Below are 14,491 nucleotides of genomic sequence, written 5' to 3'. Positions count from 1 at the left end.
ATCCATGGCAAGTGAAATTCTGATTGTCGATGATGAGGCCGATATTCGGGATCTCGTTGCGGGCATTCTCGAAGACGAGGGGTTCGTGACCCGGACCGCACGCGACAGCGATACGGCGCTCGCCGAGATTGCCAATCGGCGGCCGCATCTCGTGTTTCTCGACATCTGGCTGCAAGGCTCCAAGCTCGACGGCTTGCAGCTGCTGGAGCAGGTCAAGAAGGACAATGCCGATCTGCCGGTCGTGATGATCTCCGGCCACGGCAACATCGAGACCGCGGTCGCCGCGATCAAGCGCGGCGCCTACGACTTCATCGAGAAGCCGTTCAAGGCTGACCGGCTGATCCTGGTCGCGACCAGAGCGCTGGAGAACTCGCGACTCAAGCGCGAGGTCAAGGAGCTGAAGCAGCTCGCGCCGAGCGCGAGCCAGCTCGTCGGCCGCTCGCCCAGCATGAACCAGCTGCGCCAGACCATCGAGCGTGCGGCGAAGGCCAACAGCCGCATCCTGATCGTAGGCCCCGCCGGCGCCGGCAAGGAATTGACCGCACGCACGCTGCATACGGCCTCGGGCCGTGCCGACGGTCCCTTCGTGGTGATCAACGCGGCGGCGATCACGCCCGAGCGCATGGAGCACGAGCTGTTCGGCATCGAGCAGTCCAATGGCGAGCAGCCGCGCAAGCCCGGTGCGCTCGAGGAAGCCCATGGCGGCACGTTGTTTATCGACGAAATCGCCGACATGCCGCGCGAGACCCAGAACAAGATCTTGCGTGTGCTGGTGGAGCAGTCGTTCCAGCGCGTCGGCGGTACCGCCAGGGTGCAGGTCGACGTGCGCATCATCTCCTCGACCGCGCGCAACCTGGAGGAGGAGATCGCGGCCGGCCGTTTCCGCGAGGACCTCTACCACCGGCTCTCGGTGGTGCCGATTCGCGTGCCCGCGCTGTCGGAGCGGCGCGAGGACATTCCGGAATTGATCGACTATTTCATGGAGCAGATTTCCGCCGGCAGCGGCCTGCCCAAGCGCCAGATCGGGCAGGACGCGATGGCGGTGCTGCAATCCCATGTTTGGCCCGGCAATGTGCGTCAGCTCCGCAACAACGTCGAGAGGGTCATGATTCTCGCGGCAGGCGGGCCGGAGGTCATCATCACGGCCGACATGTTGCCGCAGGACGTCGGCTCGATGGTGCCGGCGATGCCGACCAGCAACAATGGCGAGCACATCATGGGCTTGCCGCTGCGTGAGGCGCGCGAGGTGTTCGAGCGCGACTATTTAATTGCGCAGATAAGCCGTTTTTCAGGAAATATTTCTCGTACGGCCGAGTTCGTTGGCATGGAACGTTCGGCGCTGCACCGCAAATTGAAAGCGCTCGGCGTCGGCTAACGTGCTTTCGAGCGGGGTGGAGACCGGTTCGCGTCAAGAAGACGCGTCAAAACAATAGCAGCGCGCGACCTTGCGGCCACGCGTCAGGAATAAGTGAGCAAGATCATCGATTTCCGTAGTTTTCCGGGACAATAGGGCGTGGCCTGCCGCGTGAAGCGGCTTGCCTAATATCCCGACCTGTCCTCTAATCGAACCGCTGTTCCTTCCGAGGGGGATCTCATGAGGGACAGCAACCGGGAGAGGCCCCGAACGTCACAAGAGGGCCGCAACCGGCGCAATAAAAAGAAACTCAAAGCGAGAAAAAAACAATGGCGGCAGACCGCGCACAAAACTTACAGGACACCTTCCTTAATCACGTTCGCAAAACCAAGACGCCACTGACGATCTTTCTGGTCAACGGAGTGAAGCTCCAGGGCATCGTGACCTGGTTCGACAATTTCTGTTTGCTGTTGCGGCGCGACGGTCATTCGCAGCTGGTCTACAAGCATGCGATCTCGACCATCATGCCGGGCGCACCGATCCAGTTGTTCGAAGGCGGCGAGGATCAGCCGACTTGAGAGTGATCTGATTGGAACCCCGGAATTTCGACGGGGATGCCGACCGTCCGCGGTCGGCAGGGGCCAATACGGGGCGGGTGCTGGTCATCGGCCCCTATTTGCGGGTGCGTGCAGGGAATGCTGACGCGCAATCGGAAGGCCATGTCCTGCGCGACACCGAGGCCCGACTCGACGAGGCCGCGGGCCTCGCGCGCGCGATTGATCTCGTCATTGCCGATGCCATCATCGCTCCGGTCAGCCAGATTCGGCCCGCGACCTATATCGGCAAGGGCAAGGTCGAAGAGATCGCAGGGCTGATCAAGAGTCTGGAGGTCGAGCTCGTGGTGATGGATTGCGCGCTATCGCCGATCCAGCAGCGCAATCTCGAGAAGGAATGGCAGGCCAAGGTGCTCGACCGCACCGGTCTCATTCTGGAGATCTTCGGCCGCCGCGCCAAGACCAGGGAGGGCTCGCTCCAGGTCGAGCTTGCGCATCTCAACTACCAGCGCTCGCGCCTGGTGCGCTCCTGGACCCATCTCGAACGCCAGCGGGGCGGTTTCGGCTTCATGGGCGGTCCTGGCGAGACGCAGATCGAGGCGGACCGCCGCCTGATTCAGGAGCGCATCTCCAGGCTCGAGAGCGAGCTGAAAAAGGTGCAGGCGACGCGGCGTCTGCATCGTGCCGGCCGCCAGCGCGTACCGTATCGCGTCGTCGCGCTGGTCGGCTACACCAATGCCGGCAAATCGACGCTGTTCAACCGCCTGACCCGGGCCGACGTGCAGGCGGCCGACATGCTGTTTGCGACGCTCGACCCCACCTTACGCGCACTCACTTTGCCGCATGGCGGCAAGGCGATGCTGTCGGACACCGTCGGCTTCATCTCCAATCTGCCGACCCAACTCGTCGCCGCCTTCCGTGCCACGCTGGAGGAGGTGCTGGAGGCCGACGTCATCCTGCATGTCCGCGACATCTCGCACGAGGACGCCGAAGCGCAGCAGAGCGATGTCGACGCGGTGCTGCGCCAGCTCGGCATCAACCCTGATGATTCCGGCCGCATCATCGAAGTCTGGAACAAGATCGACCGGTTCGACGCCGGGCAGCGGGAAGAGCTGCTCAATATCGCGGCGCGCAGGCCGGAGGATCATCCGGCGATGCTGGTCTCAGCCGTATCAGGTGAGGGCATCGACGCACTGCTCGCCGCGATCGAGCAACGCCTCGCCGCCAAACGCACCACGCTCGATCTCTCCATCGACGCCTCGGACGGTGCCGGCATCAGCTGGCTGCACCGCAACGCCGAGGTCCTGTCTAAGGAGCTGCACGACGGCCGCTTCGACATGACCGTACGGGTGGACGAGACCAAGCGGGATATCGTGGTGTCGAGGTTCGACGCGGTGCCGCATCACGCCACATGACCGCTGTCGTCCCGGCGAACGCCGGGGCCCATACCGCGTGATCTATCCACGTCGGGCGGTCTTCGTACCGACGAACGCTTGACTTCGAGCTTTCGCCAAATTGCTGCCTGTGGTTATGGGTCGCTGCGTTCGCAGGGACGACAGCGAGGTTACCGGCTGGCTTCCTTGCCTCCCCCTGACGCCGGCTTCTCCTCACCCTTCGCCGCATTCCACAGCGCGTCCATCTCCGCCAGCGACGCCCGCTCAAGGGTCCGACCCTGCGCCTCCAGCGTCCGCTCGATATAGGCGAAGCGCCGCTCGAATTTCGCATTGGTCACGCGTAGTGCGCTTTCCGGATCGGCGTCGACATGGCGGGCGAGGTTGACGAGAGCGAACATCAGGTCGCCGGTCTCTTCCGCAATCTCCTGCTTGTCGTTGCGATCCAATGCCGCCTCGATCTCGTCGACCTCCTCTCGGATCTTTTGCAGCACCGCGCGCGGATCGTTCCAGTCGAAGCCGACGGTGGAGGCCTTGCGTTGGAGCTCCATCGCGCGCGTCAGCGCCGGCTGGCCGGCCTTTACCCCCGACAGCAGCGATCTGTGCGACGGCGCGTCCTCCGGCGGCCGGCGTGCGGCGCGCTCGGCTTTCTCCTCGGCCTTGATGCGGTCCCAGACCTCCTTGACGTGGGAGGAGGCGAGATTGCCGTCCTTGTCGGCGAAGACATGGGGATGCCGCCGGATCATCTTGCGGGTGATGGCTTCGACGACGTCACCAAAATCGAACGCGTTCCGCTCCGAGGCCATCTGGGCGTGGTACACGACCTGGAGCAGGAGATCGCCGAGCTCCTCGCGCAGATCGTCGAGATCGCCGCGGGCGATGGCGTCGACCACCTCATAGGCTTCCTCGATGGTGTAGGGCGCGATCGTCGCAAAATCCTGCTCGAGGTCCCAGGGGCAGCCGGTGACCGGCGTGCGTAGCGCCGCCATGATCTCGATCAGGCGGGAAATCTCGCGGGAAGGGGTCATTGCGGGGCAGTCTCCTGGCTCCGCAACCTTATGCCAAAACCGGGCCGGCGTTCCCAGCCTGGTACGGCGGAACAGGCCGATTTCCACCGATTGGCGAGCAGGGCGCGCAATGCTAAAGCGCGGGCCATGAATGACGCATTTTCCTCCGAGACCGCGCTGGTGCTGTTCTCCGGCGGCCAGGATTCCACCACCTGCCTGGCCTGGGCGCTCAGCCGCTTTGCCCGCGTGGAGACGCTGGGGTTCGACTACGGCCAGCGCCATGCCATCGAGCTCGCCTGCCGCGAGCGGTTGTTCGACGGCATCAAGGGGCTGCGCGCGGATTGGGCCGCAAAGCTCGACGAGAGCCATACGCTGTCGATCCCGACGCTGGCGGCGGTGTCCGAGACCGCGTTGACGCGCGACGTCGCGATCGCGATGGGGGCCGATGGCCTGCCCAATACGTTCGTGCCCGGCCGCAACCTCGTGTTCCTGACCTTCGCCGCGGCGCTGGCCTATCGACGCGGGATCAACCACATCGTCGGCGGCATGTGCGAGACCGACTATTCCGGCTATCCCGATTGCCGCGACGAGACCATCCGTGCCATGCAGGCCGCGCTCTCACTCGGCATGGCCAGAAAGTTCGAATTGCATACGCCCTTGATGTGGATCGACAAGGCCGCGACCTGGAAACTGGCGCAGGATCTCGGCGGCGAGGGGCTGGTCGATCTCATCCGCGAGCACTCGCACACCTGCTATCTCGGCGAACGCGGCGCGCAGCACGATTGGGGCTATGGCTGCGGCGAGTGCCCCGCGTGCAGCCTGCGCGCAAAGGGATGGGCGGAGTATGTGGCGGGCAGGCAGGCCCGCTAGAAAGTGTGCTGCAGTTTCATCGAGACGTTTCGACCGGTCTCCACGAGAGGGTTCGTGAAGCTCCGTGGATACGAGCGGTTCACGAAGGTCGAGGCGTCGACATAGGCCGTGTTGAAGATGTTCTCCAAGCCGAGGATCAGCTTGGTATCGCCGAGTTGCGGCGATACCAGCTTGCCGAGTTGAAGCGTCGCATAGAGCTTGGGAATGGCGTATCCCGAGGTCGTATACTCCTGCGCCGGATCGATCCGGGTCTTGCTGGCGGCCCAATCGATCACGCCGAGGATCGAGTAGGCGCCATCCGGGTCCGCATATTGTATCCCCACCCGCCCGCGATACGGAGCGAGAAAAGGCAGCGGCTTGTCGGTCGCCGTGTTGGTACCGCGCAGCTGGGTGAAGTTCGTGAACAGGTTGACGGACGGCGTCATCTGCCAGCGCGCCTCCAGTTCGACGCCGGTCACCTCGGCCTTGCCGACGTTCTGTGACTGGGTGTATCCGCCGACACCGTTGAGCGTCACTGCGACCGTTTGAAGGAAGTTCTCGTAGTGCGTATCGAACGCCGTGACCTTGAGCTCTGCATTGGTCGTATGAAAGCGTGCGCCTCCTTCGTACGTCACGCCGCGTTCCGGCTTCAGGTCCGGATTGGGAAGCTGAGTGGCCGTCACGGCAAACAGCTCGGAGTTCGTCGGTTGACGGAACGAGGTCGCCACGTTGCCGATCAGGTCGACGCTTGGCAGGACGGCGTAGACGAACCCAAGGCTTCCGGTCGGAGCCGTTTGATCCACGTTGGTCTTGCTCGCATACAATGCTCTGACATTTGCAGGAATGGTGGACGCGAGCGGCGAGGTGTCAGTGGTCGTGTTGAACCAGTCGAAACGGCCCCCTGCGGACAGCGTCAGCGGCTGGGTCGGCTTCCATTCATGCAGGACGAACGTGCCGATGTTGGATTGCGTCGTGTCGGGGCCTTGCTTGGTGTAAGGCGAAAACACATCGCTCGTCACGATCCCCGTCGTCCCATTGCGGGTGATGGTCTCGGACGTCAATTCGCTGCCCGGCCGCGCTTCCCGGAAGCCGTCGAGGCCGACCGTGGTCTTCGTTGCACCCCACGGACTGAGCCAGGGAATCTCGGCCAGTGAGCGCCCGCCGATTACGAGGGGGCCTATGACGTGGCTGGTGGATTTGACGGTCCTGGTGGTGATGCCGGCAGCGTTGATCGTGTTATTGATTGTCGAGAGCTTCGTGTCGAAATAGTTGACGTAGAAGGAGCTCTCGACGTGCTTCACCAGGCCGTCGAGTTCGCCGGTATAGGCGATGCGCGCCGAATGCACCTGATTGGGGTCCTGCCGGACCTGGAGATACGGCGCACCCGGCGCTCCGCCGACGCCGCCGGCTCGCCCATCGACCTCGCTGTAAGAGCGCAACGAGAGCTCCAGCCTCTGTCCGATATCGGGCGAGTAGCCGAGCTTGATATTGCCGCCGACGCTCTGATAGTCGCTATTCGGCACCGTTCCGAGCGAAGTCTGATAGTCGCCGCCCCAGCGCCCGGCGAACCCGCCGATGAAATCGAAGCCCTGTCCGGCGCCCTTGACCCAGTCGTAGGTGGTGAACGAGTTGGCGGCACTTCCGTAGCCGGTCGACCAGCCGCCACCCGTAAACCGGAATGGCCCCGACGTATCGCCGGTGTACGAGCGGGTCACGACGTTGACCAGTCCGGTCAGCGCCTCGCTGCCATAGACCACGGAGCCTGGACCGCGGATCACTTCGACGCGCTCGACCTCGTCAGGCGCGAGGTAATTGAGCTGCAGTGTATTGCGGCCGCGGAAGCGATCGCCGTCGATGAACATCGGCGAGCGGAAGCTGTTCGAGGAGAACCCTCGCAAGTAGATCTGACCACCGATACCGCCGGAGCGGGCGACCGAGACGCCCGGGACCGAAGCAAGAATATCGAGAAGGCCAGTTGGCGAAGTCGCCTCGATCTGGGCACGGTCAACAACCGTGATGCTCTGCTCCGCAAGATGAGGAATTCCCGCTTGCGGCAGCCTGCCGCCCATGGGCTTCAGGGAATCGCTGTTCGTGCCTTCAGGAGCTGTTTGCGCGGTTTGCGGGCCTCGTGCCGGCTGCACAGCCTGCGACTGCGTTTGTCGCGCCGCGCGCGCTGCATTCTGCCGTGCCGTGCGACGAGGCTTCGACGGTTTTCCGGCCTCGACGGTCACCGTCGGCAGCACGGATTGTTGTGATGAACTACCCGCCGTCTGGGCTTCCGCGACTACGCTCGATGCCGTGGCCGCCACGCAAGCAAGCCCCACACTCAATCTCCAAGTCGACGAAAAAAGCGAACTTCTCCCAAAGTCAGAAACGATCGTTCTCGAAAACATCGACGATATCCCTCAGCATTCAGCCAGCCTCAGGCGTCTTATCTTGCGACAATCTCTTGTGCCATCTTCCGAAGTCCAGTTTCGAGGAATTCAAATTGCGCTGGATGCTCTGCTCATCAATCAAGCGTTTGATGCACGACATTCAGCAACTCGTCGTCGCGATCGAACGACACATCGTCCTTCGAGCGATTCTAATTTCGGACAGCCACACCTCCAGCACACGACGAGCATTTTGCTTTTGAATCTTCCTTCCATTGGACTATGTAGCCGTGTCAGCAGCGCCGGGTCGATAATCCCCGCGCCGACGAGGTTCTTGCATTTCATGCTGCCGCTGTTGCGTTGGGGAAGATCAGCACTGGGCTTGGCCACGATCCTTGTGATTGCGTTCGGCGAGCTCAGTGCTGCGAACGCGATCGATCTGACCGACCAGCGCAACCGCAAGCTCTCGTTCAGCCGACTGCCGGAACGCCTGGTCATCATTCCGATCCCGGCACCATCGACCTTCATGACGATCGATGGGAGCGACAGGAAGATCGTCGGTATGAACGAATACGCTGCACGCGGGATGCAGGAGGGCATTTTCGGCAAGCTGTTTCCTGGCTTCAGGCAGATCCAGACGGCGATAACGACCGGTGGAGATGCCTCCAACTTCGCTCCGAATGTAGAGGCAATCCTCGCATTGCGGCCGGATGCGGTTTTCCAATGGGCCAACAACAACGAGATCATCGGGCCGTTGGACCGGACCGGGATTCCCGTCGTCGGCATGCGTGTCGGTTCGTTCGAGAACTACGTCGACTACGTGAAGTTGATGGGTAAGATTGCGGGCAGGGAAGACCGAGCGAGCGAATTGCTCCGAAAGCAGGAAGAGACTCGTCAGTCGCTGACGTCGCGGTTTGCCGATCTATCGTCGACGCAGCGACCACGCGTGCTGTACTTCAATCGAGTCACGAACATGCTGCGCGTCAGCGGCAAAGGAACGGCGCAGGATTTCGCCATTGAGCTGGCGGGCGGACAGAACGCGGTCGGCACCGCTTCGATCAGCACCATCACCATTGAACAGATCCTCGCGTGGAATCCGCAAGTCATCCTGCTTGGAAATTTCGATCCGGCGATGCCGTCGGATCTGTATCGCGATCCGCGCTGGCAGGGCATCGAGGCCGTTCAGGCTCGCCGCGTGTACCGCGTTCCTCTCGGGGGTTATCGCTGGGATCCGCCGAGTCACGAATCGGCACTTGGTTGGCTCTGGCTGGCCGGTCTGCTGCATCCCGAACGTGCTCAGGAGAGCATTCGTACCTCGGTGAAGAGCTGGTTCGGCTTTCTCTATAATTACAATCCAACCGATGAGGAGATAGACGGCATCCTGTTTCTCAAGGACAACGCCGGGTCGGCCGGCTACGAAGCTTATCGGGCTCATTGATGGGAAGCGCTATCTCCGGATCGGCGACGAGTCTCCCCTCGCGAAGTGAAAGATCCTTTGCCCTGCTTTACGTTGCGCTCGCTGCGGGCCTGATCCTCGTCCTTTTGTGGGCGATCGCATCGGGACGGTATCAGATCCCGTTCGGCACGGTTTTGTCGATCATCGTGTCGCACCTGGTCGCAGTGAAAGCGACGTGGACGACCACGGAAGCCGTCGTCGTCGAAACGGTGAGGCTGCCACGCGTGCTCACCGCCGCTATCGCAGGCGCAGGCCTGTCTCTGTGCGGCGCAGTGCTTCAGGCGATCTTCCGCAATCCGCTGGTTGGCCCCCAGACAATCGGAGCCTCCTCCGGAGCTGCCCTCGGCGGCGTCATCGTCATCTACCTGGTCGGGTTCGGGCCACTCGTCCAGATCGGTGCTTTTGGAGGCGCCGCCTTGGCGCTCGTCGCCGTGCTTGCGCTCCATCGCAGCGACAATCTCTCGCCCATCCTCACGCTCGTGCTTGCGGGCGTGGTCGTCAGCGCGTTCTGCACCGCTCTGGTCGGACTTGTGACCTATCTGGCCGATCCCGAGACGACATTGCAGGTCATCGTGTTCTGGCTGCTGGGCAGCTTCGCGCCTTCGACGTGGCTGCACTGCGGTCTGATTGCAGTCTGCACCGCGGTCGCAGCCGCCGTACTCATCGGGATGAGGTGGCGGGTCAACGTTCTTTCGCTCGGAGATGAAGAGGCTCGAGCCCTCGGCGTCAATCCGGGGCGCGATCGGTTGATCCTTCTGGCCGCGGCCTGTCTTGCGATCTCGTCTCAAGTTGCGGTCAGCGGAACGATCGGCTGGGTCGGACTCATCGTTCCCAACCTTGCGCGCATGATCGTTGGGGCGGACAACCGCCAGCTGCTGCCGGTATCGACATTCCTGGGCGCCATCTTCCTGGTTGCAGCGGACACGCTGGCGCGGTCGCTCACGCCGGCCGAGATTCCGGTCGGGATCATCACGGCGCTCATCGGCACTCCGATCTTCGCGCTGCTCCTCCGGCGCACCACCAGGAGCGGCGCAGCATGATCCGCATCGAGAATGCAGGCCACAGGTACGGATCCCAGCACTGGCTCTTTCGCGAGCTGTCCGTCACCTTTCCTTCGGCCCGGATCGCCGCAATCCTCGGGCCGAATGGCTGCGGCAAGACAACCTTGCTGCGCGCGATCAGCCGAACATTGACCCTCAAGGAAGGAATCATCGACATCGACGGCCATGTGGGTTTCGTGCCGCAGGCATTGACGGCCGATCAGTCCTACAGTGCCGTCGATATGGTTCTGATGGGTCGAAGCCGCTATCTCGGCAGGTTCAGCTCACCGGGCCGCAAGGACAGGGAACGTGCGTATGAGTCTCTCGAGGAAGTCGGTCTGGGGGCTCTCGCGGAGCAGCGTTACGACCGGCTGAGCGGCGGGCAGCGGCAGCTCGTCCTGCTGGCCCGCGCACTGGCCAGCGACTGCAAGGTCCTCGTGCTGGATGAGCCAGCCTCGGCGCTCGACATCGCCAATCAGGGCGTCGTTCTTCGCCTGCTCCTGCGCCTCGCAAGCTCCTTGGGCCTGACCGTGTTGTTCACAACGCATCATCCGGACCATGCAATCGGTATCGCCGATACGACCTTGCTGATGCAGCGCAATGGCATGCACATCTCCGGCCCGACAGAAATGGTGCTGACCGAAGGCAATCTCGCTCGGATGTATGGCGTGCCGGTGCGCCGCGTCGATGTCCATGCAGGCGAGGAGACGGCCTCGGCGATCGTGCCGTTGCACGGCTTGCGGAGCAGGGCTCCGGATCAGCCTCTGGTCCCCTGAGATCAGCGACCGCCGCGATCGATTTGCGGCGCAGCCTTTCGCTTCGCCCAGGGCAGAAAGCCGTCGAGGAGCTTCGTGGCTGCGGGCATGAAGTTGCTGCCATGATGATAGAATGGATCCAGTGTCGAGACGAACAAGCGCCCCGGCAGCGTGACCCAATCCTCGTAAAGGAGCGCTCCGCCACTGTCGCGACCCTCAGGATCGGCCGGCACGTCGATCAGCGCCCGAGCCCCTGCAGGCGGGGTCAATACGCCGTGAAAGTGCCATATCGTGCTTTCGAAGGGCACCGCCTGGAAAAGCTCATGGTCGGGCGCCAGCAGGCGGTTCGGCGGACGCGCTGTCTTGTCGAGCCACCACCAGAAGTTTGTCGGCCGCGCCGCCCAGGTGACGCCTGGCAGCCACGTGTCGGCGCGATTCTCGCCGAACACGACCAGCGTTTGCCCGGCCTTCGCAAAATGGATCAGGACATCGCGGCGGGCGCGAAGAATGTTCGGATTGATGCGATCCGGCACGATCAGGAAAGTGACGCCGGCCAAGGCATCCGTTGTCAGTTCAGGAGCGTAGATGATCTTGTCGAACAGCTCTCGATAGCGGCGGCCGTGAATAGCCGCGTGGTGATAAAACGTGCCGCCGTCGAGGATCGCGAGGCTCATTGAACGTTTCGTCCCTCTGTGACCCACTGCATGATCCGGGGCGGCAGCTGCTTGTCCTCGCTGCCGAACGTCCAGAGGTCATTTCCGCCGTGGAACAGCACATGACCTCGACCGACCGGATAGATGAAGTCGAGTGGCAGGTTCGGCTGGCCCAGGGCGTGGATAATCAGCGCATCCGGCGGCGCGTCGTGCCAGACCCGGCCGTAGAAGCCGGAGACGCCGCGGCGGAAAGTCAGATCATGCGGGTCAATGCCGTGCCAGATGGGATGCGCGGCGAGCCGCAGCACCGTGATGTCGCTCAGCTTGTAATTGTCGATGGTGTGGAAACCTGCCATGCGCGGTAGGTAGGGATAGGCGTGATGGCCGTTCGCAACGACGACACCGCCGCGAACAAGGTATTCCTCGATCTGGCCAGCGCGGGCCGCCAGGAAACGCTGGTCGCTGTGCATGCTCACGAACAGCACACTGAAATCGTTCAGATCGATGTCGGGCAGCGCATAGATGTCCCGCAGCTCGGCTTTGACGTTCGCCAGGGCACGTAGCGACCCGTCGTCATAACCGAAGCTGAGAGCAAGTCCGGGCTTCGTCATCAACTCGCACGCATGGTGAAGAGAGCGCCTGGCTCCTTCGCCAGAACGTCCTCGGCGATGGACCGTTTCAATGCACTCAGCTCGCGCTCCTGTGCTGTGCTGCGATTCTTGGCGAAGACGAGCTCGAAAAATCGCTCCGGCAACACCCCAGGCAGCAACGCCATCTCGGCGGTTCGCTCTCCGAGCGTAATTCGAAAGCTGTAGGAAATGTCGTGCCCAGGCACAAGTCTCGCTTCGGGCAGCGTGCGGTCTACGCTATAGGCGCCGCGGGTCACGGCGCGCGTGATCACTTCGAACGCGTCCCGCACACCCGGACCTGGGTGCCCGCTCACGATGCTGATGTCACGCCGCGCCGGAGGCTTCTCGGGCGACAGCACGGCGAACGCTGCCCGCTGCGCCTGGAATACGATCGCGGCCATGGCAAGCGCGGATTGGCCATGGTAGGCGGCCACCATGGGGAAACCAATCTCGACGGGCTCCTCCTCGGCCATGATGGTGATCGCAGATTCTTTTCCTGCTGGCGTGTTCACAGAGTTCTCACATGACGAGGCGGCTGGTAGCTCGCATGCGTTACCCCGCGCTTTTGCCCGAGGTCAACAAGCCAAACTTAGATTCAGTTCAAAGCGCGATCAGGCGGCGAGGCCCTTCCGTTCCTATGAATACAAGGAAGAGAGAGAATCCATTTCGCCGCTAGAAGCATGGCGCCGAATGGATTGGGCAACGAGGAGTTCGACCCGCAATCGCCGCAAGCTACCCGAAATCCTCCGGCCGCAGCTCGATCGGCTTGCCGTGCGGCGTGCGATCGGCGGCGTGGTCCCAGGCGTCGCGATAGCGGTGCAGGGTTTCGGCCGATGCGACGCCCTTGCGCGCCACGAGGCCTTCCAGCGTCGCCAGCCAGTGCAGGTAGTAGGTCTCGCCCGTATCAGGGTCGCCCGCCGCTTGCGCGCGCTTGATCTCGTCGGCGAGTGCGGCGGCCCATTCGGGCCAGGTGAACACGCCGCGCTCGTGCAGAGTCAGCGCCATGGCAAAGGCATGCGCCTCCCAGGGCGCGCGGAAAACCGGGCCGTCATCGTCGCGGGGAATGCTCGGTATGGCCGCCGTCGCGGCCGCAGCAAGCGTCGTGCTCATCACGCCGGGTCCAGATAGGGCTCGAACGCGTCGATCGAGACCGTTGTGGTCGGATCACCGTCGGGGCCCCAGAGTTCGCGGCCCTCGAACACCACGGTGTAGAGCCATTGCGGGTTCTCGCCGCGCTCCATCGCCGCCGTGTCAGGAAACACATGGCAGCCATGGTTCAGCTCGATCACGCCGACATGGCCGCGCACGTAACGTGGCAGCCTTGTGTGCGAGGTCGGATGGATGTTCTTTGCGCGCACGCGGTCGCCGATCTCGAATTTCGCCGGAGCCGGGGCAGGGCGGTCAAATTTGCCGCGCACCATCACGCGCTCGACATTGGCGAGGTCGAACTTGCCGTGCTTGAGCGCTTTTGCGGGCTGCATCGCATGGCCGGCGGCGACTTCCTCCCTGGTGAGGTAGCCCTTGTCGATCAGCATCTCCTCGAGACCGAGGAACCATTTCTTATAGTAGGAGCTCGCGAGATAGACGTGCGGCGGCAGCGTCTCGCGGTAGAAGCGCGAGGTATCGATGTTGAAGGCGCCGGCCGCGCCCATCGCGCGTACCATGGCAAGGACGCGCGCTTCCCAATCCGCGTGGAACATCGGCTCGTTGGGCTCGGGCTCGACCTTGCCGAACCCGTCCATGCCGCCCATGTCGTGCACGCCGTTCATGACGGCTCTCCCGGCTTCCGCGGAAATCCGGTGCCGATCATGGAGTCGCGGGTGACGAGTTCGGCGAGCTGCTCCTCGGTCCAGCCCTCCGTGCCTGCAGGGCGCATCGGCAGCACCAGGAAGCGCGTTTCGGCGGTCGAATCCCACACCCGGATTTCCATGTCCTTGGGCAGGGTGACGTCGAAATCGGCGAGCACGCCGCGCGGGTCCTTCACGGCGCGGGAGCGGTAGGGCGCAGCCTTGTACCAGACCGGCGGCAGTCCCAGCATTTCCCAGGGGTAGCAGGAGCACAGTGTGCACACGACCATGTTGTGCCGCTCAGGCGTGTTCTCGACCACGACGAGATGGTCGCCGACGCGGCTCACATGGCCGAGCGTGCCGATCGCCTTGCTGCCGTCCTCCAGCAGCGCCTTCTTGAACGCCGGATCGGTCCAGGCCTTGGCGACGACGCGCGCACCATTGTGAGGGCCGATCCTGGTCTCGTAGGCCTGGATGATGGCATCGAGCGCGGCCGGCTCGACATAGCCTTTTTCGGTCAGGATCGTCTCCAGCGCGCGCACGCGCAGCTCGGTCTCCGACAATTCGGAATGGTCGTGGTGATGGTCGTGATCGTGGCTCATGGCAGCAAAGATATGCGCAATGGCCCAGGCCTGTCGAGTGTT

Annotated in this window: 15 protein-coding genes; 7 read left to right on the top strand and 8 right to left on the bottom strand. The window is 63.1% G+C overall.

The window, feature by feature from the left end:
* Positions 1-4 precede the first annotated feature (4 nt).
* The 3 genes from ntrX (at position 5) to hflX (ending at position 3,323) form a co-directional block, all read left to right on the top strand.
* Positions 5-1,375: a nitrogen assimilation response regulator NtrX gene (ntrX, locus tag ACM42_RS13605; protein WP_131868639.1), complete on the top strand. Its 1,371-nt coding sequence runs from the start codon at positions 5-7 to the stop codon at positions 1,373-1,375.
* 308 nt (positions 1,376-1,683) lie between these two features.
* The gene (gene hfq, locus ACM42_RS13600; protein WP_028179548.1) at positions 1,684-1,932 is read left to right on the top strand and encodes an RNA chaperone Hfq; all 249 of its coding nucleotides are present in this window, start codon (positions 1,684-1,686) and stop codon (positions 1,930-1,932) included.
* 11 nt (positions 1,933-1,943) lie between these two features.
* Positions 1,944-3,323: a GTPase HflX gene (gene hflX, locus ACM42_RS13595; protein WP_271528400.1), complete on the top strand. Its 1,380-nt coding sequence runs from the start codon at positions 1,944-1,946 to the stop codon at positions 3,321-3,323.
* A gap of 149 nt (positions 3,324-3,472) precedes the next feature.
* Here hflX and mazG read toward each other — a convergent pair whose 3' ends face one another.
* On the bottom strand, positions 3,473-4,327 hold the full coding sequence (gene mazG, locus ACM42_RS13590) for a nucleoside triphosphate pyrophosphohydrolase (protein WP_271528399.1): 855 nt from the start codon (positions 4,325-4,327) through the stop codon (positions 3,473-3,475).
* A gap of 126 nt (positions 4,328-4,453) precedes the next feature.
* Here mazG and queC point away from each other — a divergent pair, with 126 nt between their 5' ends.
* Positions 4,454-5,176 carry a 7-cyano-7-deazaguanine synthase QueC gene (gene queC, locus ACM42_RS13585; RefSeq protein ID WP_271528398.1) on the top strand — a complete coding sequence of 241 codons (723 nt, stop codon included), beginning with the start codon at positions 4,454-4,456 and terminating at the stop codon, positions 5,174-5,176.
* Here queC and ACM42_RS13580 read toward each other — a convergent pair.
* A complete protein-coding gene (locus ACM42_RS13580; protein WP_271528397.1) occupies positions 5,173-7,224 on the bottom strand; it encodes a TonB-dependent receptor in 2,052 nt (683 codons plus the stop codon). The genes queC and ACM42_RS13580 overlap by 4 nt on opposite strands.
* Here ACM42_RS13580 and ACM42_RS13575 point away from each other — a divergent pair.
* The 3 genes from ACM42_RS13575 to ACM42_RS13565 are packed head-to-tail and all read left to right on the top strand — an operon-like array spanning position 7,223 to position 10,799.
* Complete coding sequence (locus ACM42_RS13575; RefSeq protein ID WP_271528396.1) at positions 7,223-8,965, top strand: ABC transporter substrate-binding protein; 1,743 nt, start codon at positions 7,223-7,225, stop codon at positions 8,963-8,965. The two genes, ACM42_RS13580 and ACM42_RS13575, sit on opposite strands and share 2 nt — an antisense overlap.
* Positions 8,965-10,023, top strand: a complete 1,059-nt coding sequence (locus tag ACM42_RS13570) for a FecCD family ABC transporter permease (RefSeq protein ID WP_271528395.1) — start codon at positions 8,965-8,967, stop codon at positions 10,021-10,023. The genes ACM42_RS13575 and ACM42_RS13570 overlap by 1 nt, the downstream gene beginning before the upstream one ends.
* On the top strand, positions 10,020-10,799 hold the full coding sequence (locus tag ACM42_RS13565; protein WP_271528394.1) for an ABC transporter ATP-binding protein: 780 nt from the start codon (positions 10,020-10,022) through the stop codon (positions 10,797-10,799). Before ACM42_RS13570 ends, ACM42_RS13565 begins: the two co-directional genes overlap by 4 nt.
* Before the next feature lie 2 nt (positions 10,800-10,801).
* Here the strand turns inward: ACM42_RS13565 and ACM42_RS13560 are convergent, their stop codons facing one another.
* The 6 genes from ACM42_RS13560 to nthA form a co-directional block, all read right to left on the bottom strand.
* Positions 10,802-11,452, bottom strand: a complete 651-nt coding sequence (locus tag ACM42_RS13560) for a hypothetical protein (protein WP_271528393.1) — start codon at positions 11,450-11,452, stop codon at positions 10,802-10,804.
* Complete coding sequence (locus ACM42_RS13555; protein WP_271528392.1) at positions 11,449-12,042, bottom strand: hypothetical protein; 594 nt, start codon at positions 12,040-12,042, stop codon at positions 11,449-11,451. The genes ACM42_RS13560 and ACM42_RS13555 overlap by 4 nt, the downstream gene beginning before the upstream one ends.
* Positions 12,042-12,572 carry a hypothetical protein gene (locus tag ACM42_RS13550; RefSeq protein WP_271528391.1) on the bottom strand — a complete coding sequence of 177 codons (531 nt, stop codon included), beginning with the start codon at positions 12,570-12,572 and terminating at the stop codon, positions 12,042-12,044. The genes ACM42_RS13555 and ACM42_RS13550 overlap by 1 nt, the downstream gene beginning before the upstream one ends.
* Positions 12,573-12,792: 220 nt before the next feature.
* Positions 12,793-13,170, bottom strand: coding sequence for a nitrile hydratase accessory protein (locus ACM42_RS13545; RefSeq protein WP_028182021.1), 378 nt, complete (start codon positions 13,168-13,170; stop codon positions 12,793-12,795).
* Positions 13,170-13,829, bottom strand: a complete 660-nt coding sequence (gene nthB, locus ACM42_RS13540; protein WP_271528390.1) for a nitrile hydratase subunit beta — start codon at positions 13,827-13,829, stop codon at positions 13,170-13,172. Before nthB ends, ACM42_RS13545 begins: the two co-directional genes overlap by 1 nt.
* Positions 13,826-14,449 (bottom strand): nitrile hydratase subunit alpha, encoded by a 624-nt coding sequence (gene nthA, locus ACM42_RS13535; RefSeq protein WP_271528389.1) that lies wholly within the window; start codon positions 14,447-14,449, stop codon positions 13,826-13,828. The genes nthB and nthA overlap by 4 nt, the downstream gene beginning before the upstream one ends.
* Positions 14,450-14,491: the final 42 nt, after the last annotated feature.

Source organism: Bradyrhizobium sp. CCBAU 25338 (assembly GCF_028128965.1).
Lineage (GTDB): Bacteria > Pseudomonadota > Alphaproteobacteria > Rhizobiales > Xanthobacteraceae > Bradyrhizobium > Bradyrhizobium liaoningense.
This window is presented reverse-complemented; position numbering and strand designations above follow the sequence as displayed.